Here is a 21,131-nt window from a genome sequence, read left to right on the forward strand (position 1 = left end):
GGTGACCACTCTTTCGGTTCCTGGGTGACCACTCTTTCGGTTCCTGAGCGAAGTCGAAGGACCGATCCTGCCATTATCTATCCAACTCCCCCGCCACAATATTCAGGGTGCCGATAATAGCCACGGCATCGGCAATCATTTCCCCTTTAATGATTTCCTCAAAGGCCGCAAACAAAGGAAAGCAGGGAGGACGCACCTTAATACGGTAAGGGGACATCGACCCATCACTGATAATATAAAAACCAAGTTCCCCATTGGCCGCTTCAGTCGCGTCATAAACTTCGCCACGTGGGGGAAGAATGCCATGCATGATCAACTTAAAATGGTTCATCAAACCCTCAATACTACCGTAAACCTCTTCTTTGGAAGGCAGGGCCACGCGGGCATCATCACTCATCACCGGCCCCCCCGGAATTTTGGCCATGGCCTGGCTTACAATACGGGCACTCTGATAAATTTCTTCAATGCGCACCATGATACGGTCGTAGGTGTCCCCGTTCTCGGCAATAGGTACGTCAAAATCAAACTCATTATAATAGTAATAAGGTTCTGCTTTTCGTAAATCATGGGCCACACCACTTGCCCGCAGACAGGGCCCGGTAAAACCCCAATCGATGGCCTGGCTTGCTGACACACGCCCTATGTCCACGGTACGATCGACCAAAATACGGTTATTCTGGATAAGCCCCATCACATCTTTGACTGCCACTTCCACTTCTTTAAGGACCACTTTTAACTCATCAAAAAAAGTAGGGTAAACATCGCGAGCCAACCCGCCAATGCGCGTGTAAGCATAGGTCAAACGAGCCCCTGCCACCTTTTCAATGAGCGTATAGATTTTTTCGCGCATGTTAAAAAAGAACCAGAAATTGGTCAGGGCCCCAATGTCCACAAGATTGGTTCCAATGCAGACAAAATGATCCATGATGCGCGAAAGCTCGCACATGATCACACGGATAAATATGGCCCTGTCAGGAATTTTTAACTGCAGAAGTTTTTCGACAGCTTTGCAATACCCCACATTGTTCATCAGGGCGGAACAATAATTGAGGCGATCGGTATAGGGAATCACCTGTTGGTATGTGGAATGCTCACTATGCTTTTCAAAACAGCGATGCAGGTACCCCATTTCGCTGGCCGCATGCACAATCACTTCACCATCCAATTCAACCTGCGTGCGCAACGCCCCATGCATGGCCGGATGCGATGGCCCGATATTAAGGGTCATGGTTGGGGTTTCAAAATCTTGTTTGGTTACTGCCATATTTTTTGGACGTATTGTCCCGCGACGGGATGCCTTTGGCACAATACGCCCGTACAGTATCGTCGCCCCTACCATCACACAATATCCGTCAGTTCCGGTATGGGTTGTCTTTTTTCCAGGGGATAATCCTTGCGCAGCGGATAGCCCACAAACGCTTCCCACATCAGAAGCCTTTTCAAATTGGGATGATTTTCAAAGGTAATGCCAAACATGTCATAGGCTTCCCGTTCAAACCAGTTTGCAGCACCCCAAAGAGCGTTTACTGAATGCACTGCCGGTTCTTTTTCTGAAACTTTTACCTTCACACGAATGCGGGCCAATTTTTTCAGGGAATATAAATGATAAACCACTTCAAAACGCGGTTCTCTTCCGATGTAATCAACACCGCACAAGTCCAGAAGCTGGTTAAAAGGGATTTCGTCATTCTCCTTTAGGAACTTCATCACTTCAAACAAGGATGATTTTTCCACGACAATCGTGAGCATGCCATCATGGGCAACCTCTTGAGCAACACTTTGGGAGAATTTATTTTTGATCGTTTCAATAAGAGCCATAATGAAAAACTCGGGGGTTTGCCCCCGAGTTCTTTATTTCGGCCCCAAGGGGCCGAGTTTGAGTCGAAGGATCAAGCCAATGCCTGACGCTTGTCGATTTTGTTCTGTATCATTATCACGGCATTCAAAATTTGTTCAGGCCTAGGAGGACAACCAGGCACATAGACATCCACGGGAATAATTTCATCAATGCCCTGAACCACACTATAATTATTGTAAAAACCGCCTGAAGAAGCACAGGCCCCCACGGCCACAACCCACTTGGGATCACACATTTGATCGTAAATACGTTTAAGTACGGGCGCCTGTTTGTAATTGATGGTGCCCATCACCAAAAGAAGATCGGATTGACGCGGTGAAAATCGCACAACCTCGGCCCCAAAACGCGCGATGTCATAGGCACTGGAAACCGTCCCCATAAATTCAATGGCACAACAGGCAGTCCCATAGGGCAGGGGCCAAAGCGAATACTTACGGCCCCAATTAACCACATCATCCACGCGCGTGGTCAAAACATTATCTCCAAAAAAATTTTTAGCGTCCATGGGCCCTCCTGCGCACGTTCCAATCGAGCGCGCCTTTTTTCCAGATGTATAAAAGCCCCAAGCTTAAAACCACCATGAAAACGCTCATTTCTACAAACATCGCCAAGCCCTGCCCTTCCGCAATCATCTTTCTATAGAGAATGGCCCAGGGATATAAAAACACTGTTTCAATATCAAAAAGGATGAACACCATAGCCACCAATGAAAATTTAACATCGATGGGTGCACGAGCATCCCCTATCGGATTCAGTCCGCACTCGTAAGGAGTAAATTTGCCCGGGGTTTTGGATTTTTTTTTGGGACCAATAATGGCTGAAAGCCCTAAAAACAAGGCTGAAAACAGAATTCCAAGAAGCAGTACCAACAAAATGGGAAGATAAGGATGCTGCATAAATTGAAGTGCGGCACTTTTAGGGAATTTTCATTAGGATGTCAATGCTTGTTACCAAATTACAACCTGATAATTATCAGGTTTTATCTTTTGCCCCAAAGTCATCAACACATTGTATTGCTATTCTTTTCATGATAGCTGCATGGGCCATAAACTTCATAGCAAGAAAATTGGAGAAAAAAATGACGCGACAAATCGGCATTCTTTTTTTAACGGTGATAATGCTGTTGAAGTTGATTTTACCAGCTATCGCGGGCAAGGCCCGTTGTCCTGATTTTTCAGTATCACTCCAGGGATCCACAACGAATATGGGCGTGGTTTATACAGAACGACTCACCCTGTCCAAGGTTTCGGGTGGAAGCGGATACAATGGCAAATGGCTTGTTGAAGAATTCGAGCAGCAAATTGACTACCCATGGGAGCTAAAGCCCATGGTCCCACCTACTTCCGGCCGTATAGATATGGGGCTTGGTATGTGGATGAACAATTTTAGCCGGCAGCAAGGGCCTCGTACGCTCATGATGACTTCCACAGCGGGCAATTATCAGCTGGATGTGGTGGGCGGCAAAGTGGGGTTGATGGCCACCAACCGTTTTTCAGGAACCGTTTCAGGTGATGAGATGACTTTCAAGTTTGATCCTTCCAACCCCAATGAGCCCGTACTTAAGGGAACCATCATGCGCGGAGGTTCATCCGACATGGAAATGGCCCTTGCAATCTTAAACGACACAAATGATGGCAAATTCGTTTACTCCACCGACACACCCGCCACCTTCAAGCTTGTGTTAGAGGCCCGGGTATCCCCTCCAGACCGTGCGGGTGATGTTGAATGGACCCTCCCCGAAGTGCCGGGCTCGGTGCGCCTGGTGCAACCGCTTGATGCGCGGGGACCATATGTGACTGCCACGTACAAAATGCTTCCCGAAAAAAATAATTCCTTCGGTGACAAAACTGTCACGGCCAAACTCAAAGCCGGGGCCTGCAAGGTTGAAGAGAGTAAAAATATCAAGGTCTTCTTCCCGGCAAATGCAGAGAATAACCCGGAAGGCCACGATCCCAACTGGTTTTATTATTGGAAACAAACCCCGGCAGGAAAACCCAAAGGACAAACTGTCAAACTTATCTACGGCGGACATCCTTATAGTTTCTGTTATTGGGAAAATGAATCCGTCACAGGTTTTTTTGATCCCAAGGCCTATTCCCACCGCACAGCCTTTATCTGCGACTTGACCCAACTAAACTCCACCATGAGCAACCGATATCCGCTTCTCTGGCGTAAAGAACCGGGTAACCATCCTATGAGTGACGGCTTTCGCACCACCACCTTCATTGATACTTTTGCCACGCTGGTGTTGCACGAATTTGCACACATCGGCATGTTTGAAATTTGGAAAATGGGAAAAAGTTTAACCCAACTCCAAGCCCAAGACACCGATAGTGACGGCGTGCCTGATGCAAGTGAACCGGATTACGGATTTGATCCGGCACAAAAACAAACCTTCTACAATTTTGGTGAATACAAAAAAATCAAGTGGGACGAAGAATGGCTGGCCTATGAAGCCATGAAAGATTTTCAACCCGGCAGCCTTGACAAATTTGACTGGGCCAAACCTGGCAAACAGTGGCCATAGGGATCTATGCCAAAAAGTAATTTATCCAAAATAACAGGAAAGATATTTTTATTTTTGTTGGCGTTGGGAATTCTTGTCCCTTCACTTAAAAAAGGATGCCTAAAAAAAGAAGACATTCCTTTCACGGCTTCTTATTCCATTTATCAGCGACAATCAGAATATGAAAATTGTCTCGGGCCTCAGGAAAAATTATTCTTTTTAGAAGCAAAACCATCGACTCCTTATTATGTTGTAAAACCAACCCCCCTTTATACCCATGGTGGCGATAAAGAAGACCGCGTGGTCATTCCATGTTCAAGTTTGGAGGCTTGTCGAAACATTGGAATGAAATCAGGAGTTACTTTGAATCTTGGAGAAACACTGGCAACAAAATCATTTCTCACAACCCACACTAAAAATCCGGCCGATTATTTATCAATCGATTTACAATATATAAAAATGGAGGGAAAAATTTTCCAAGGGGAAAATTTTGGGGAAGCCATTGACGAACGGACAAATGAAAAACTTTGTGATCAGAGCTTGGCCCAAGGATGGTTAAATTATAAAAAAAATAATACCCTCAAATGGCGAAGAATATTTCATGTATATACCCAGCCCTGTGGCCAACGCACAACAAATGGGAGATGTGTCCTGGATTATGAAATGACCCTTTCAAAAATAGAATAACCTGGCTCTTTATGATTTGTCGGCTCCCAGTTGGCATCTGAACTCGGAACTCGTCAATCTCACCATACCTGAAAACCCCAGAACATGACCCTTGGATCATCGTTGGACTAAACTTGAGGTTTTGTGGTAGATAATTTTTTTATGCGGCCCCCTCCTCCCAAACCATTTGCCATCGCCTTTTTAGTCTGCCTTGGCCTTTTTATTGTTTGGGCCATTGTCGGCTCCATACTCGAGCCCATCCTTACCAAACCAGACATACAGGAAAACATCAAAGGGTTTGCACTGATCATTTCCTTTGGACTGTTTTTGATAATGGCTTTTTCGGCCGTACCCGTGATGGTCCATCTTTTTTTCAAGTATTTTCTAAAAATGCAGGAGTCGGCCGGAAATCTTGAACGTCCTTTTGTCCGTAAAATAAAGGATCATCGGGAGACCATTGTTACAATTCTCATTTATTCCTTCTGGGCTCTCTATGCTTTGGGAATGATCATCGCCCTCCCTTTTGCCTTCCGTGATTTGATGAGCGTATAGGCAAAGTGCAATTAATTTTGCGCCACGGCATTTGATGTGGATGGGCCATGGCCTGAAGCCAGTCTGTTCGTGTTGGTTTCCTTTTCCACCTGCCGGTGAAAGGCCGCAACAAATTGTTTCAGTTGATAAGAACTGGTCATGTGTTTTCGGCCCAGTCTTTTTTGAATCATTCGAGCCAATAGTGGGAAACGCGTCATATCGCTGGCTATGGAATGGGCGCGATGGGGGAAAGGGCAAACTGGTTTGACAAGGCTTACAAAATAATTCTGCACCACTGTTCTGACTGCCCGGCGAAGCTGTCGTGGGGAGACCTTTGCATCTTCTAGTTTTGCAACAACCCGGCCATACACAAGCGCATGATCCATTTCTCCATTGTTAAATCCATAACGGGATAAGAATCGGTTGATGCAAGTTTCAACATCCTTTGGGGCAGGTTTTTTACCAGACAATTCTTCATGGTTTGCCAATAATAATTCATCTATAGAAAGATCGGCATTTAAAGCGGGTTTCGAACCCGGATTATTCTCTCTTGAAACTTGAGCCAACGCCATTCTTGATTGAACCATCTCGCGAATGCCGCCAACGCTTTTAAGATAACCCGCGGATATTTGAGCTAAAACATATTTGATATCCTCCGGCCTATCAATAATCGGGTTTACCAGAGCTTCAATTTCTGCATCTGACAAGGAATTCCTCAAGCGTCGCCCCATTTCTGCCACAATCATGCGACGCGCAACAATTTCACATTTTTCTTGAAGACTATATTCCTTACCCCTTAATTGACGAATGGCATCAACTGCACCCGTCATGCTTTCTTCAGATGCGCCAAGCGATAAAAGTCCGTAGGGCCGAAGTTCGTCATTTAATGCATTGACCACAATACTTCGATATCTTTGATCGGGGGACATGGTGTTTGTGATGACGTTAATCCCCATCATCGAACTGCAATCAACGGTTTTACTCCCACCGGCGATTAAAGGATCATCGGCGGCAAATTCAACGGGGCAATTAATTAATTGTTTAGGGCCCGATGCTACCAAAGAATTGCCTGTAAAATCTTCTGAACTAACTACGGTTCGACCTTTTGCTTCCCAAGGTAATTCTACCATAATACTTCCGGCTTCCTTGGAAACCTTGGCCCCTTCAGCTTGAGCGGGTATGTAACCTATAAGAGCAAAGAAAACATCGATGTTGGCCATTTTTTCATGACTATTAAGCAAGGCTTGAATCACGACCGCATTGTCAACAAGGGCGGCACCTAATTTTGCCCACTCTTCGGGTGTTTTTGGCCTTTGGTTATCCATGTTCTTGTTCATGAGAAGATTGGCCTGCAAGCGTTTCAAAACATTCTCACAAAAAATCTGAATGTTCCCTTCGCTACCCAGGTACATCCAACCCGCTCTTAATGTCTCAAGGGAAGCAATAGTCTCAACAAAGGCATCCGTGGCGCCTGTCTGGGCCATACCTGCAGGAGGGGCCAAAACTGGCAAAGAAGTTTGGTTGGCATCGTTAATATTTTGCGACGTTCCCACTCCAGGGAATGCTGTTACATTATTCCCCATTTCTACTCCCTTTCGTTTTTTGAACACGCTGAAAAAGAATGATGGTGTCAGAACCGTTTTTACCGGTAAAAGTCGAAATATTGCCCGCCCCTTTGTTCTCTAATTCAGCTAAAAGCTGACCTACTTTCCTAGAATCAACGGAGGGAATATAGATAACACCCCATCCTCCATAACAAATGGAAGTAACAAGCTTTGGACGACTTACCTTTACTACAAAAGCTTCAAGATCTCCGGGTGAGAAATAAAATTCAGCATAACGAAAGGCCCCTCCCCCCCATAGTTCGGTCAAATTCTCTATTGTTGCCGTGGTATATCCGGCAGGGACTATTCGATGAACTCGGCTTCCAGCCACTAAAATTTTAACCACGTAGCGTTTTTGTAAATCTGAAACTTCCGCATATCGAACCGTATCATCAGAGGCAACAAGCGGTGCAGGAAAACCCATTTCTACAAATACACTCGGTCTAAAATTTTCCACTTGCACAGCTTGTAAAGGACGACCCGATGCTTTGTCTGCTTTTTTTGGAGGTTCTTTGGGTGGTCTTGCAGGTACAAATCCCTTTTTTGCAGGGCTGCGGAAAAGAATGAGAAAGCGATTATAAGTTGATGGGAACAAGGCTACCTCTTCCATCTTCCGCCCTTTCAAGTTTCTTGCCATCCGCTCTACCACAGTTCTGTCAGTTTGCAAATAAACCACACCCCATCCACCCGAGGTAACAGGTCTTATAAGAAATCGTACTAATTCACGGTCAAAATGACTCAGGTGATATTCCACATAATCATAATGTGGACGGCTTTTGCGATCATAAAGGTCTGCCTTTGTCACACAATGAGCCGCATGCGCTGTGGGATATCCCCCTATCTGAAGAATATGGCGGCCCCTTCCCGGATAAACAACATCACTTACTACAGCCGTACGATCCGTGCTTCGGACCAAAGTGGGTGGAAGTAATGAGCTTGCTGCTAGAGACTGTAACTCAGAAACCAAATGAGCCCCACCTGCCCCTCCATTTCCAACATGATCTCTCCGTCCTCTATGACTGGAAGCTCCATGCAAAATGGCAGCCTCATAACCAGGAAACCCCCCTCCTATCGCCAGATTATCACCCAGGTGAGTGGGATGAGGTCTTGCAAAAACATGGGGGGAAGCAGCATCGAATTTTCTTGTCAGTGGAAAACGATGGCATGAACGTAATCCTACAGAAACACGGGGATGGTGGGTCCCTCCAAAAAAAGGAGAATGTAGGGAACGAATGTTTGCGATAAGGGCCATAAATATCTCTTTATTTCCCTTTGTTTATCGCCCCAAAGAAAGCTTGGTTGCTATGATCTTTGTCACCTTATTTTTAATAGATTTTATTTTGACGGACCCTTTACAATCCAACCGAATTATAAAAACTGGCTTCGCAAACTTGGACCGCAGGTGCATAGATATGACAATCCCGGTAATTCAAAACTCCATCTCCGTCGGCATCTCCATTAAGTTCCAAGCCTGTTTTTGCCTTATAAATGACATTTAATTCGTCATAAAAAAGCTCAAAACAGGAAGCTGCGGGCCTTTGTTGGCGCCTTTCTCCAATGATGCGATCGAGAGCAGCAATATGGTCCCGTTCTTCTTCATCGGTTAAAGAACTTAGGGGCAAGAAACGGGCGGCCAGATTCGGCGTTTCACAACGTCCATAAAGACTTTGAGTTGAAGGATGGATTAAAGAACGAAGGGCCAAAAGCCGTTTGTCAAACGCAAGAAAATCTCCCACTACCTCCGGTAACTGTCCTTGAACAAGGGCCAAGCGTTCTCCTTCAAGCCCAAACTCAGCCAATTTTTCGGCAGTGAGAAAAGGATCAAAATCGGTGTGAAAAACCGAATAACCTTGGGCCACATTTTGAAAGGGGAAAAATCCCTCTAGAGACCAATGTTCAGTGACAGCAATGGATTCTTTTTTCTGCAGCACACCATAGAGCCATGGGAAGTAGTAAAGATTATCCAAATGATGCAAATAATAATTGTGGCCCTCTATCTCGGCAAACCGCACGCCTGAATGTCCTCCAAAACCATGATAGTCCCCCAAAAGTTCCACGGGCAGATTCATCGAATGAAAAAGATCTTTAAGAAGGGCTGAGGCCCCCCAGCATCCATTCACGATATGATATTGAGCCTGTAAAGGAGCATCAGGATGAATGACCAAATCGTGGTGGGGATCACGATAAACGAGCACTTCTTTGGGTGTGGGGTGTCTATTTAAGGGAACGCGGATTCCTTGCGGATCATAAAGAGGTTCTCCTTCGGCATTTCTAGCTCTGTAAGGCCAGATGGGATGAGAAGGCCCTGTTGTATTTTGATCCGTCCCGCGAATATGTTTGATACGTTCACCGACAAACTGGGTTGTATTCAGAAGGGTTTCAAGGGCTGTGGCCCCAACAAGATTTAAATGATGGTCTTGGGCTTCACGAAGAGTTCCTTTCACAATCCGAAAAGTTTCAGTGACGTCAAGCTGGGTTCCATAATATTGTTTTTCTGGAAATCGAAACAGAAGCGCCAAACTCTCTTCGGAATACCCAAGAATGGACCATGGAAGAAGATGATTGGCCTCCACATAAAGATTCCAAGCCATTTGAGTTAGTTGGAGATATTCCCTATATTCTGGAGTGAAAACCGTATAGGGAACCCTGAACATGTCGACCCGATAGCAAGAGTTTTCACCCCCTTGAGGAGAACAATTTCCTTCAAAAGGGGGAAGCCTTTCCCCTTGGACCTCTTCATAAAAAACAAGGGTGTTGATTAATTTTCTTTTCAGAGCTTCATCCCAATCCGGAAAGGGTGTGATCCCATCTAGCTTCATCGTTGATAAAAGTTTATCACTTGTAAAAACGGGACGATATTTTTCCCGATAGAGATCGCGTTTTTCAGCCGCAACCAGGGCATCAAAATAGGGGACAGGATTTGCTGGTTCTGGATTGGCTCCTGGATTGGGATTGGGATTGAAATTAGGATTACCCCTTTGATTGGGGTTTGCTCGGGCGGGGTTACCAAGCGGTGGTCTGTGACCTCCAAAAATGGGCGCATGTTCACAGGCATCCCCCTGACCATCCCCATTGGCATCTTCTTGGTTTGGGTTAGGAGTCTGTTGACAGTTATCAACATCATTGGAAACAGTGTCCCCATCCAAATCATTGTCACACTCATCCCCTATACCATCCCCATCCTTATCTTTTTGGTCTGGATTGGCCACATCGAGACAATTATCAGAAGCATTAAGGACGGTATCAACATCAAAATCATCGCCGGGGACCGGAGATGAGCCCGCACCTCCCCCCCCTCCACAATGGGCAAGAAATAAAAACAAAACCAAACTTAAATGGGAGAAAATCAACTTCATATAGATAAAATGAAATCTGCAAAGGAAAGGCCAGTTCATAAATTCTAATTTGTTAATAAATACTTAATTTTATTATGTTTATATGATCCTTTTTGCTGGTTTAGAAAATTAACATCCACAAACCGTCAAAAGACAAGACACTTTTATCACTTTAAACAGGTCTTTTTGACCTATTACCTGCCACCAAAGCTTAAAAATGTTCCCTCGGGGGAAACAGGAGGTATGGAAGAGATTTGAGAAGCTATTGATTTCCTACTGGAACTGTAATTACCACGGGGCTCGCTTCAAAGGGAACCGTTTCACCCTTGGCTTTTACTTCTAGTTTGGCACCGACGCTAAACGTATTTGAATTTTGATCAATATTATTGGGAAGATTAAAACGTGTTGTCACAGTAATTTGTTGCCCAAATCTTAAAGCAAAACGGCATACGCCGGAATTGGCTTGAGGAACGCATTGTCCACCCTGCATTTCAAAACGCTGATTCACCACCTGGGAAGGGGTTGTCAGGGTCAATTCCAGATCGTCATCGGTAAAATCCATGGCCGTATTGTTTTTGACAAGCGTTTGAATTGTGACAGCTTCCCCCGGAGCCCAGGCCCCATCCCCATTATTGTCCGCCGCCGATTGGGCCACTTCAAAATCATCGTGCCCATCCACTTCGATATCGGTTTTGGGTAATTCGATTTCTTTTTCATCGGGACAAAGGGCTTTGGGGGCAAAGGAAAATTGTTTATCCCCCACCGAACCATCATTGGTTAAAATTATTTCAAGGGGACAGGTGCGTATGGTGTCATGAATGGCTGTTTCAAAATTGCTGCGCCGGCAGGCATTGCGCACCTGCAATATGGCAATGACTGTTTCCAAACTTATCTCGTGGGAATCGGGATTAAATGTCTTTTCTTTTAATTCGGCATCTACAGGCTCAATAAAAGACGGGAAATCGATATTTTTAACCCGGCATGATTCCGGATAATGCAAATCAAGGGTGATATGACTTAACCTTTTTTCACGTTCTTGGGTTGCATCAAAATTGGAAAGCTGGGCGGAGTAGTCTACTCCGATGGGAATATTTAATTCCAAGGCACTTCCCGAAAGAGTGCCGCAGGCCTTGCCCGATTCAGTCGAGCTGACACCATCCTCATTTTTTTTGTCATCTTTTTCAGATTCATCATCCCCCTTATCATCAACAGGATCTTCAACGGGGGGATTGTTATCCACACATTTGGCATCGTTGGCACAATCGGAATCATCACAATCTTTCTTTCCATCAGCATCGTCATCATCGCCATTATCACAATTAACTTCGCGCGGTATACCCACTTGAGCATGAGCCTGGTTTAAAAAATGAAACTTCCATTTTTCCCCCTTTAAAAAAGGGGAATGCAAGGGGGATTTTTTGAATAACGCCACTCTTGTCACATCAAGCGACAATAAATCAGCTTCAACCACTGTAATGCAATAAGTGCCATCCTTGTCATCGACATCCAACTTGAAACGGCCACTCTTATCCGTTTTTCCCTTTTTAACTTCAGCATCGTTTCTTGTAAGGGCAAATCCCATGTTGGCCAAGGCCGGCTCGTCTTGTTCGTGCTTGTTGTTGTTGTTTTGGTCAAGAAAAACCCGACCCTTCAATTCATGCCCACAGCCAGTTAACAAAAAAGAAATAAGAAAAAGAAATAAATAATGACGTTGTTTCATAGGAATTTAGGATAACAAAGGGAAAGTTGAAGATAAAGTTCTTTATACAAACCCTTAGCTCCTTATTTTTTGGGCTTTTTAACGGGCTTAAGAGGTTTCATGATTTGCTTAAGATCTTTTTCGTAGCCTTCCGATTTTGCAAAATGTTTCAGATATTTCAAATCGATAAATTTTTGGTTTTTAAGCCACAAGAGGCGTGCTTGTTCCAAACGAGACTTCTGCCCCCACTCAACACCGGCAATAATACGATCCATGATGATGTCTTCAATTCGTATAACTCGTACCCGATAGCCTTCAAATTCGACAATATTAACATCTCCAATGTGACGATTACCCACTTCAATGGGCGACGGTGGAAATTCGACGACAAAAGGGAAAAGAGGATGTTCGAAATGCCGATAAGTACTGGTTCTTTTAAAACCTATACTCCCCATCACTCTTTCAATGATTGTCGTTGTATCTCCCACCAAAATGGCATCGAGATCCTTCGTCGTATATTCTGCCTTCGTATAATATTGAACAGCAGCGCCCCCTACAACTGTAAGCAAAACATTGTCGCTATCAAAAAGTCTGGACAAATAACCTCCAAGAGCCAACTGTTGAACTTCGACCGGCATTTTTGAAATTTTGAGTAATTCCTGATCGCTCATAGCAAGCCTTTCTTTTTCATTATCTTTTCTTCATCAAAGGCGCGTGGCTGTAACCTTTTAGATGTTAAACCCAAGATCATCTCTTTTGGGATAGGAATCCGGTCATATTCTTTGGAAAGTTGCTTCCATTTAAAGACACGGTTGATGTTATAAGTTTGTTCATTGGCCTGATCGATATCGGATAGTAATTTTTGAAGGCTTAAATACAACGGAAACCGCCCATTTAACCGATAGGCCCTTTGATTGGCCCTTTTGGATGAAAACAAGAACCCCCAATTTTCCATGTTGATGAGTTCGCGATAGGTCTGCTGCGGGGATATCTTGATCTCGCGCGCAAGCTCGCGCACACCCACCTGGGCTTTGGGATTATCAATAAAATATTTAAGCACCGCCCGACGTACTTTAGAAGGAATGAGAAATTTCAAGTCCATGGCCAATTGTCATAGTTTTGATGACAATTGTCAACATTTTGGTGACATTTAATGAAAATCTCAAAGGAATTAATCAGCCTTTTTTAATTACCGCGCAAATCGCAGGGGGCTTTTTGAAAATCCATGGAAGGGTACAGCCCTATTACGCAATGCCATGAGGCTATGCCATGTGGATGGTCCTGTTTTTCTTCCTGGCCTAGCACTCCGTAATGGCATTTTTGCGGGCACAGGATCATCTGATGACACACCTAATGAAACGGGAGTGGTTTCCGCAGAAACTTGAAGAGGTAATTCTTTATTTTCTGGTAAAAGCGCTTTTTCCCCACGGTGCCTGCTCGTTCCCTGAACCCTTCTTCTCTTACCTTGAGTAAGAGTAAGCCCCTTGGTTTGAAAATGATCAGAGTCCGGATCGGGATCAGGTTGATGAATGCCTAAAATATCAAAAGCCAATCGGGCATCCCTAAGCGAAGCCCGTCCTTCAACTTCCTTAAAATTTTTGGTGATAACCCAAAGCCCTTGCTCTTTGAAAAAATTCAAAGCCCCTTGATAAGAAAAATGCCTAATGGCCTCGCTTTGAGAAGTGGCCTTTTCCCATCGCATCACCAAATCTCCTTCGGCAAGATCTAGATGCGCCTCCAAAGATTTTAAAAAATCAATCCATGCCCAATAAACAATGGGGCTATCAAAACTCTTTCCCTCAAAGGCTTCGGGATGTTCTCTACCAAACCATTGCATAGCCAAACCAAGATCCAGCCGCGTTCTCGGGGGAATATGTTGATTAATCTTGGCATCCCATTCCACCAAACGTCTAATTTGAATCTCGGCTTTTCCTTTCCTGGAGAGTGGCCGCTCAAAATCATAATAAATCGTCCAATCAGCGCTTTGATCTACCTGCTGCATTTCAGGCTGTGTCTGCACATACCGCCTGGCGAGTCTCATCCGTATGCCCAATGTATGAATATCCTCGGGATTATCTCCAAGGGCCGCTAACCAAGATGTATCAGCAACAGGATCAATGAAAAACTTTAATTCAGAAAGCCCAGCACTCTCCAGCAAGGAAACCACTTTTGGGAATTGGTCTTTAAGAACATAATCATAAAGATCATTTAAGGGTATGTTAAAAAGATGGCTTACAAGCGTCAGGGTAGCCTTTTTCGGAGGGGCCTTTCCTTCCAGAAAATCAATAAGGCGTTCCAAGGGGCAGGTAAGTAACCCATCTTCCGAAACAAAAACTTTCTGTTTAACATCATAGGAACCTACTGCCGGATTAAACACTCTGGCTATTACAAGGGCAGCAGGATTTTGAGGATGGCATATTGGAAAATGGCTGCCAATTTTATTGACAAGACGAACTTGTTTTTCTGATGAAAGATAAATTTCGCCGCGATCACACCGCGTCCATAAAGGATCAATCTGTGGCAAATGTTCCCTATTGAGCCAGTAGGCCAAGAGCATTGGGTCTAGGTTCATGGCTCTGGCCAATTTTAAAAGAAGGACGTGATCGGGATAAGGGATTCCTCCGGAAATCAACTTATGCCATGTATTGGGAGTAATTCCGATATAATCGGCCACCTTTTCGTTGGATAAACAAAGAGGAGATGGTAACCCCGCCCACCAAGCTTTAAGGCGATCAAGAAATTGGTAAGCTCCATATTCTCGCACAATGGCCTCATCCAAAGAAATGCCGTTGGCATCGGCCCTGCCTTTAAGATCAAACCACGATTTTGAAGAGGTTAAACTTTCAAACTTATCCTTGAATTTTTCAAAGAAAGGCAGACGCACTTTTAAGTAAAGGATTTTCTGAATATCTTGAAAACTCAAGCCCTCAAACATACTTCCATGGGCATTTTCAAAAACGGCATGGGCTATTGCCGGCACCAATTCAACCGGAACACCTTTTTTAATGAGAGCAGGCCATTTCAATTTTGGATTTTTAGTTTGAATCACCGGGTGCTGAAGTGCTACCCAGGCGGCTTCCACACGTGCAAAATCCTTTGCAACAAATTCATTTCCAATAAAATTCCAGTCAATACCGGAAACCCTGTCCAAAGTCCATTCTGGGGAAAGAGAGAAGTCAATGGTTCTTCTATGGGATGAAACCAACCCCTCATAGCGCTCGCAGGCGAGGGTATAAAGTTCTTCCATATCAAGCAAAATTCCGGACCTTTGCGCCAGACCCACTAGGGTTTGGGCCCTGACAGCATTAAGACGCCCCTTTGAAAACAAGAAAACATCGTCTGCTTGTTTGACTTCAAAAAATCCATCCTGATTTTTGTAGAAACTGACATAATCCTCTGTTTCATCTTTTCTTAATTTTTCCCAAATGGCTTTCAGTTTTAAAGATAAACCTGTATCGGTTAAGGCATATCTGGGAGTAAGTTTAGGATTATAACAACTCCCCATGAAGTAATGCAGTTCCCCCTGCCTGAAATGCACAAACAATTCAAATGGGTCCACCCCAAACTGGGCAACCAAAGCATCCATATCCTCATCAGTCACCGTGTAAAGACGGTGTTTGAATTTTTCAGGAAGTCCCAAGGCATGGATCAATTCATCGATGGTTGCAAGGCCCATTTCACCCTTCTTTCTTTCCATGGCGGCACTTAAAAATTCATCTCCGCGCCCACGAACATCACGCTCGGCCATCAAGGCGCGGGCCAGGGCAGTCAAAGCCAGTGCCTTTTCTTCAGGAAGAGAAAGATCTGGAGGGATAAGATTAACCGTGGCCCCTTCTTGGGAGGCTATTGGGAAAAGTAAAAAAGGCCATGGGTGAGCGGAAGCACACATCAAAGCGGCATCCATGGGATGAGTTTCTGCAAAGCCAATGATTTTTTCATCACTAGCAGGATAGTTTCTTTGTTCCTGGACTTGAGCGGTATTTCTGTCTGCATAGCCTAGCATCCGGCACATGGCAGAGTATCCTTGGCGCTCTCTCAACCGAAGACCATAGATAATTTCTGGATGGGACAAACCCAAAATATTTGGGGGAAATTCATTTGAAGGAAGTTTAATAAAGGGCCCATTGTCATCACAAATCCATTTTTTAAGCGGTGGCCAAGCCAATTGGGCATAAGCCGGTAAATCCAATTTATCCGCAAAAGCCACCATAAATGCCAGTTTGATCTCTTCTCCAACGCTAATACGAGAGTATTGAGTCAGAAAAACAATGTGATTGCCATTAACATCTAATGTGTGCCCAGTTAGTGCCTCCCACATTGTTCGAATCAGGGAGGCAGCTTGGGGATAACTCATCCCACCAATGGCTTTATTAACAAGATCCCGCATGGTCCCTTCTCTGGCTTCCCGAAGTACACGTCTTTGCGGTTTTGACAGGCCTTGTGCCGTAGCCATTTCCCAAAGAGCCTCTGTATCTACTTTGATAAAATCCGCAATGCGCCGCACATCTCCGCTTTTCAAATCCTTGGCAACGCCCTGTTCCAAATCGTAATAGGCCTTGTCGTTGATTCCGTAACGCCGAGCCATATCTTCAACTCCCAAGGCGTAAAGCTGACGGACAAGATATAAAAACCCCGACAACCCAGTTGCATTTTTATAAAAACACGGGATTTGATGTTTGGCCGCTCGGCCATCAAGGTAAAATCGCAACCGTTTTTTACCCAAATGGTCCATGACTTTTTTCATTTCAGAATTGTTGGCCCAATCATCCACCAAATCGACAAAGACCCGTCCCCCTTTATTGGGGATTTGGGCGGGTACACAATCGTGCATCACACAATCAAAAACATCATCCACAAGTTGGCCGGTCAAGCTGGCCACATCACGCACCAATTCCAAAGTGGGAAAACTCTTATTCCCACAAATGAAATTGAGGGCAATTTGCCCCTGAAGCAAAACCCGCCGCTCATCGGCAGCTGTTATATCAAAACGGCTCTCGTTTCTGAGCGGGGAATGCTTGGGGTCAAGCAAGGTTCTAAAAAGAAGATAACGCGGATTTGCGGCAATTTCCTCAAACGGTTTTTTTGAAAATTCTCCAACAATGCGCAAAAGGGCAGGTGTATCGCAATAGAGCTCATAACCCGGCCCTTGAGTAAAACGGCTATCCACTTCAGGATGGGCCTGCCTGTTTATAAGGCAGGTCATCACTGAGATATCCATTTGCAAACCCAACACCTCCATCCATGCAGCAAGTAGCGGCTTTAACGGCAGATCATCTCCTGCCTTCCAATTTTCAAAAGTCTGCAATAACTTGATGGGTGCAGGGTAGACCTTCCTTAAGTCTGAAATACGTCGCCCCACCTCTTCAATACTTAACCCTAGTGCCTCCCGACGCTGTTTTAAAAAATCACACCACAGCAAATTATCAAAACAACAAGCGACAAGATCGGCAAGCACTTCGCCCGTGGTTTGGCACCTCTGTTGAAGGGCTTCATAACTTTCAAAATTCAAAGGTGAAACCTCTGTGGGTGTTTCATTAGTTAACACACGAGAAATTTGCCTTCTTTCAGAAAGCGCATTTGGACCAATTTTTTTAAATTTTTGTAGGAAGGCAGCATTGAATTTCAAGAAAAGTATTTTTTCTGTAATATCACCCATGCCCGCATCCTTGGCTTTGGCAGACACAATGCAAATTTGGCGGTCGTTTAAGCTTAAGGCCACTTCCTTTAAACCTTTCTCACCCACCGCACTAAAATGTCGAATACCCTTCCAATAAACTTCCGCCGGTGTCCCAGCTGGGGACAGCTGAGTGGCAATGTCTTCCATGAGTGTTTGGACATCCAGGGCTTTGATGGCTTTTTCATCACTCGCATTGGGCCAGCTCCAATCAATATCTCCAGAGGGGGAAGTGCCCATAAAATAATGCAAACGGCCATATTGAAAGCCTTCAAGAATCCTTTGAGAATCCACAAAGGGTAGTTTCTCTATCAACGCTAACAATTCATCATCATTGAGCACATGCATGGTAGAACTCAAAATGCGGCGCACCAATCTTTCCCCAAACCCTAATTTGTTTATCATGAAAACTTCATCACTAATCCCCTGACAATCCATGGCAAGTTTCAGTTTTTGAACAATCTCACCAATATAAGCACGTACCCCGGGTAGAGAACGCCAACGAGCATACAAGGCCCGATGGGTTTCCGGAAAATCAACACGTGTTCCATCAGCACGTAAAAAATGAGGATCAAAAGCGGCCATCCAAGGGAAACAATTGAGAACAAGGGCGTGATAATTTGGGGAATTCACTGGCCAGACTTTTTCGGCAAGCTCGAGCAATTTTTGCCGGCTACCAAAACCCGGTACGCCAGCATAATTGTAGTATTGGGTAAGGGCCAAACCGAGAATATCGGCTTGCTCCTTGGGCCCGGCAAATTGCCTGAATTCACGCGTTTGTACCGTGTGAGCCATGTTATAGGCCCACAAATCGGCCCATGATGAAACATCATTGGGCACACACCATGGGTCCTCTGTGGTCAATACAGGAAAACTTTCGGCATCACTAGGGTGGGCTCTCACCCAAAGATTACGGAATGTTTCAGGGGCAACTTGCGCGCGAAATGTATAAAGAAAGGAAAACACATGCTCCCTTAAGTAATTGTAACGGGAAGTATCCATTTCAACCTCGGGAGGGTTCGACATCCTCTCCCGCATGCGTGTAAAAGTAGCATAGGTGGGGACCGGAAATTCCGGCATATCTTTAAAAAGAGTAAAGGCCACCTCCTGCCTGACTTCCTCGGCATTCAAGCCCCCGGAAATGCGATAAAACGGATTATGTCCTTTGTAAAAATGAAGCAGAGCATGGCACAATGGGCGATCTTTGCCATGGTCGGAGAAAGCCAAAAATAAACCATGTTCTGATTGATCGTTAAAACCATGTTTAAGAGATGCCGCCAAATCATAAGCCAGTCGTGTATATCCCCATGAGAACAAAATGAGTTGTCTTAAAGGAATCCCCAAACGGGAAGATATTGAAGCAAGTTTAGTAAAAATTTGAGGACTACCTTTGCGAAGGCCTTCCCTTTCGCACAAAGATTCTTCATCCGCGCTCAGAGTGTCTGCTTCTTCAGGTATGACAGAACTTATGTTGTCAGGATGCGTGGCATCCTGGGCTATAGCCTTAAGGATTTTTATACTTTTCTCTTCACTAGCAAAAACGAGCCCCACAACTTGACACCAGAAATACTTTTCGCCGCTACTCATGGCATCCCGTTTTTTGTCAGAAATAAGACGAAGTCCAAGAGCACCATTTACTATTTCCTCAAGATCGCCTTCAAGCCCTGACAGACGTATTTCCCTAATGGTCGCATGGGGGTCAATCTTCCCTTCTAGTTGTTTTTGGATACGTTTAATCCATAAGGGTTTGACTGCGTCCCATTTTGACTCTCCATCGGGAAGACTTGTTAGAAGGGTATGTACTGTTGTCCCCAAAAAGTCGGCAATCCCCAACAATTTTTCCGGAGCATCATATTCATCCCACGAAAAACCATAATGACTTCCCACCTGCAATGGAGAATAAAAGGATATAATCTGTGCTACGGTAAAACCTGTTTTCCTAGCTATCCTTTTAAAATCTTGCGGGGTGAAATCATCAGAAAGCGAAATTTGCCATGATAAAGCCAGAAGATCGCGTAAGGGGATATCGGTGATATCATGCATATATTGCAGGTCTTCAAAAGAAGCCCTTGGACCAAGATGATGACGGGCATAATTTTCAAATCCTTGGATATCACTTTCATTGGCGTAATAGTATTCAACAAGGCGACTTACCAAGCCTATGTCATCTTCTGCCACATCCCATAGAACATCCATGGTTGGGAACCCTCCGGTTCTCCTAAGAGTTACTTTGGCCACCAATGGACGAAGGGGATCTGCCAAATCAAGGGATGCTCCCTTTTCCAAAAGGAAAATGTGTCTCTCCAATTGAGCCCTATTTTTGGCGCTAAGGCGCACTCTTCTGGCGCGAGGAGGTTTGGATGGCTTCTCGGGTTTGATTTTGGGCCGGGCGTCCTCTGCCAAAAGACCTTCATCCCTTTCATCAAGAAGGGGAACCATGTCAAAGTCGTCGGCTCCGTTGAGAAGATCATCCAGCCTAGCTCCTGGGCTTCTACGCTCAGTGAAAAAATCATCTCCTGCACGTTTTAAAATGGCATCAAGATCCTCTTCAGTAACCTTGTTCCCAGATGTTGATGAACTCGCTTTAATACTTCTACCGGCAGGGGAAATACCCGGCACGTTGGCTATGAGCCCCTTAAAGAAACCATCAATATTTTCCTCTTTGAGAGCTTCTCCACGATCAAGCTTAAGGCGAATGTTAAGGGAGTATTCTCCGGCCCCTATCTGAGTTATTGATATTCTCCCAAAAAAAGCGGTTAAAGAATTATTTTGATAGACAAAGCCAAAGGGAAAAGAATCACCACCAGCGTCCACACTGGCAATGAATCTTTGACGGCAATCCATATTGGCAACCGTTGTTCCACCACTAAAATGCATGCGCATTTCATTGGTACCTACTCGAGGGTTGGCCACAAGCATTGATGAAGGTAAAAACCTCAGCCACTCCTTAATCAATTCACTTTGATCTTCGGTAAACTTGAATGTGAAATGCAATTCGTTGTTGGAAATGGTTAAATGCGATGGGTCTTTGAGTGCCTGAATAATTCGATGCCTGTCTGATCCCACATCATTAAAAAGAAGGCGTGAAAGTATAACCAAAATCCGTGGCGAAGATGGACTTTCCGGGCTTGGGGATGCTACAGAGGGGACGCTATGTGTCCCATTAGTCGAATCAAGAGTCATAATTTTTTATTTTAATTGTTGTTAATTGGGTAGTTATATCGTCCATAGTTTCCAAAAGTTGCGCCAAAAAAACAA

At 44.7% G+C, this 21,131-nt stretch carries 14 protein-coding genes; 3 read left to right on the forward strand and 11 right to left on the reverse strand.

Annotation, left to right across the window (positions count from 1 at the left end):
- Positions 1-73 precede the first annotated feature (73 nt).
- The 4 genes from A2048_08510 to A2048_08525 form a co-directional block, all read right to left on the reverse strand.
- Complete coding sequence (locus tag A2048_08510; GenBank protein ID OGP07498.1) at positions 74-1,264, reverse strand: NADH dehydrogenase (quinone) subunit D; 1,191 nt, start codon at positions 1,262-1,264, stop codon at positions 74-76.
- Positions 1,265-1,338: 74 nt separating this feature from the next.
- Positions 1,339-1,818, reverse strand: coding sequence for a hypothetical protein (locus A2048_08515; GenBank protein ID OGP07499.1), 480 nt, complete (start codon positions 1,816-1,818; stop codon positions 1,339-1,341).
- A gap of 71 nt (positions 1,819-1,889) precedes the next feature.
- A complete protein-coding gene (locus tag A2048_08520) occupies positions 1,890-2,363 on the reverse strand; it encodes a hypothetical protein (GenBank protein ID OGP07500.1) in 474 nt (157 codons plus the stop codon).
- Positions 2,353-2,754, reverse strand: coding sequence for a hypothetical protein (locus A2048_08525; GenBank protein OGP07501.1), 402 nt, complete (start codon positions 2,752-2,754; stop codon positions 2,353-2,355). Before A2048_08525 ends, A2048_08520 begins: the two co-directional genes overlap by 11 nt.
- A gap of 44 nt (positions 2,755-2,798) precedes the next feature.
- On the opposite strand from A2048_08525, the gene A2048_08530 reads away from it, so the two are divergent.
- The 3 genes from A2048_08530 to A2048_08540 all read left to right on the forward strand — a co-directional run bounded on the left by A2048_08530 (position 2,799) and on the right by A2048_08540 (position 5,582).
- Complete coding sequence (locus A2048_08530; GenBank protein OGP07502.1) at positions 2,799-4,385, forward strand: hypothetical protein; 1,587 nt, start codon at positions 2,799-2,801, stop codon at positions 4,383-4,385.
- A 6-nt stretch (positions 4,386-4,391) separates the two neighbouring features.
- The gene (locus A2048_08535) at positions 4,392-5,051 is read left to right on the forward strand and encodes a hypothetical protein (GenBank protein ID OGP07503.1); all 660 of its coding nucleotides are present in this window, start codon (positions 4,392-4,394) and stop codon (positions 5,049-5,051) included.
- 141 nt (positions 5,052-5,192) lie between these two features.
- Complete coding sequence (locus A2048_08540; protein OGP07504.1) at positions 5,193-5,582, forward strand: hypothetical protein; 390 nt, start codon at positions 5,193-5,195, stop codon at positions 5,580-5,582.
- An 11-nt stretch (positions 5,583-5,593) separates the two neighbouring features.
- Here A2048_08540 and A2048_08545 read toward each other — a convergent pair whose 3' ends face one another.
- The 7 genes from A2048_08545 to A2048_08575 all read right to left on the reverse strand — a co-directional run bounded on the left by A2048_08545 (position 5,594) and on the right by A2048_08575 (position 21,056).
- Positions 5,594-7,144 (reverse strand): hypothetical protein, encoded by a 1,551-nt coding sequence (locus tag A2048_08545; GenBank protein OGP07505.1) that lies wholly within the window; start codon positions 7,142-7,144, stop codon positions 5,594-5,596.
- On the reverse strand, positions 7,134-8,417 hold the full coding sequence (locus A2048_08550) for a hypothetical protein (protein ID OGP07506.1): 1,284 nt from the start codon (positions 8,415-8,417) through the stop codon (positions 7,134-7,136). The genes A2048_08545 and A2048_08550 overlap by 11 nt, the downstream gene beginning before the upstream one ends.
- Before the next feature lie 100 nt (positions 8,418-8,517).
- Positions 8,518-10,560 carry a hypothetical protein gene (locus tag A2048_08555; GenBank protein ID OGP07507.1) on the reverse strand — a complete coding sequence of 681 codons (2,043 nt, stop codon included), beginning with the start codon at positions 10,558-10,560 and terminating at the stop codon, positions 8,518-8,520.
- A gap of 202 nt (positions 10,561-10,762) precedes the next feature.
- The gene (locus A2048_08560; protein ID OGP07508.1) at positions 10,763-12,220 is read right to left on the reverse strand and encodes a hypothetical protein; all 1,458 of its coding nucleotides are present in this window, start codon (positions 12,218-12,220) and stop codon (positions 10,763-10,765) included.
- 62 nt (positions 12,221-12,282) lie between these two features.
- A complete protein-coding gene (locus tag A2048_08565; protein ID OGP07509.1) occupies positions 12,283-12,870 on the reverse strand; it encodes a hypothetical protein in 588 nt (195 codons plus the stop codon).
- Positions 12,867-13,301 (reverse strand): hypothetical protein, encoded by a 435-nt coding sequence (locus tag A2048_08570; protein OGP07510.1) that lies wholly within the window; start codon positions 13,299-13,301, stop codon positions 12,867-12,869. Before A2048_08570 ends, A2048_08565 begins: the two co-directional genes overlap by 4 nt.
- Positions 13,302-13,388: 87 nt before the next feature.
- Positions 13,389-21,056 (reverse strand): hypothetical protein, encoded by a 7,668-nt coding sequence (locus A2048_08575; protein OGP07511.1) that lies wholly within the window; start codon positions 21,054-21,056, stop codon positions 13,389-13,391.
- Positions 21,057-21,131: the final 75 nt, after the last annotated feature.

The organism is Deltaproteobacteria bacterium GWA2_45_12 (assembly GCA_001797365.1).
Classification (GTDB): domain Bacteria; phylum UBA10199; class UBA10199; order UBA10199; family UBA10199; genus UBA10199.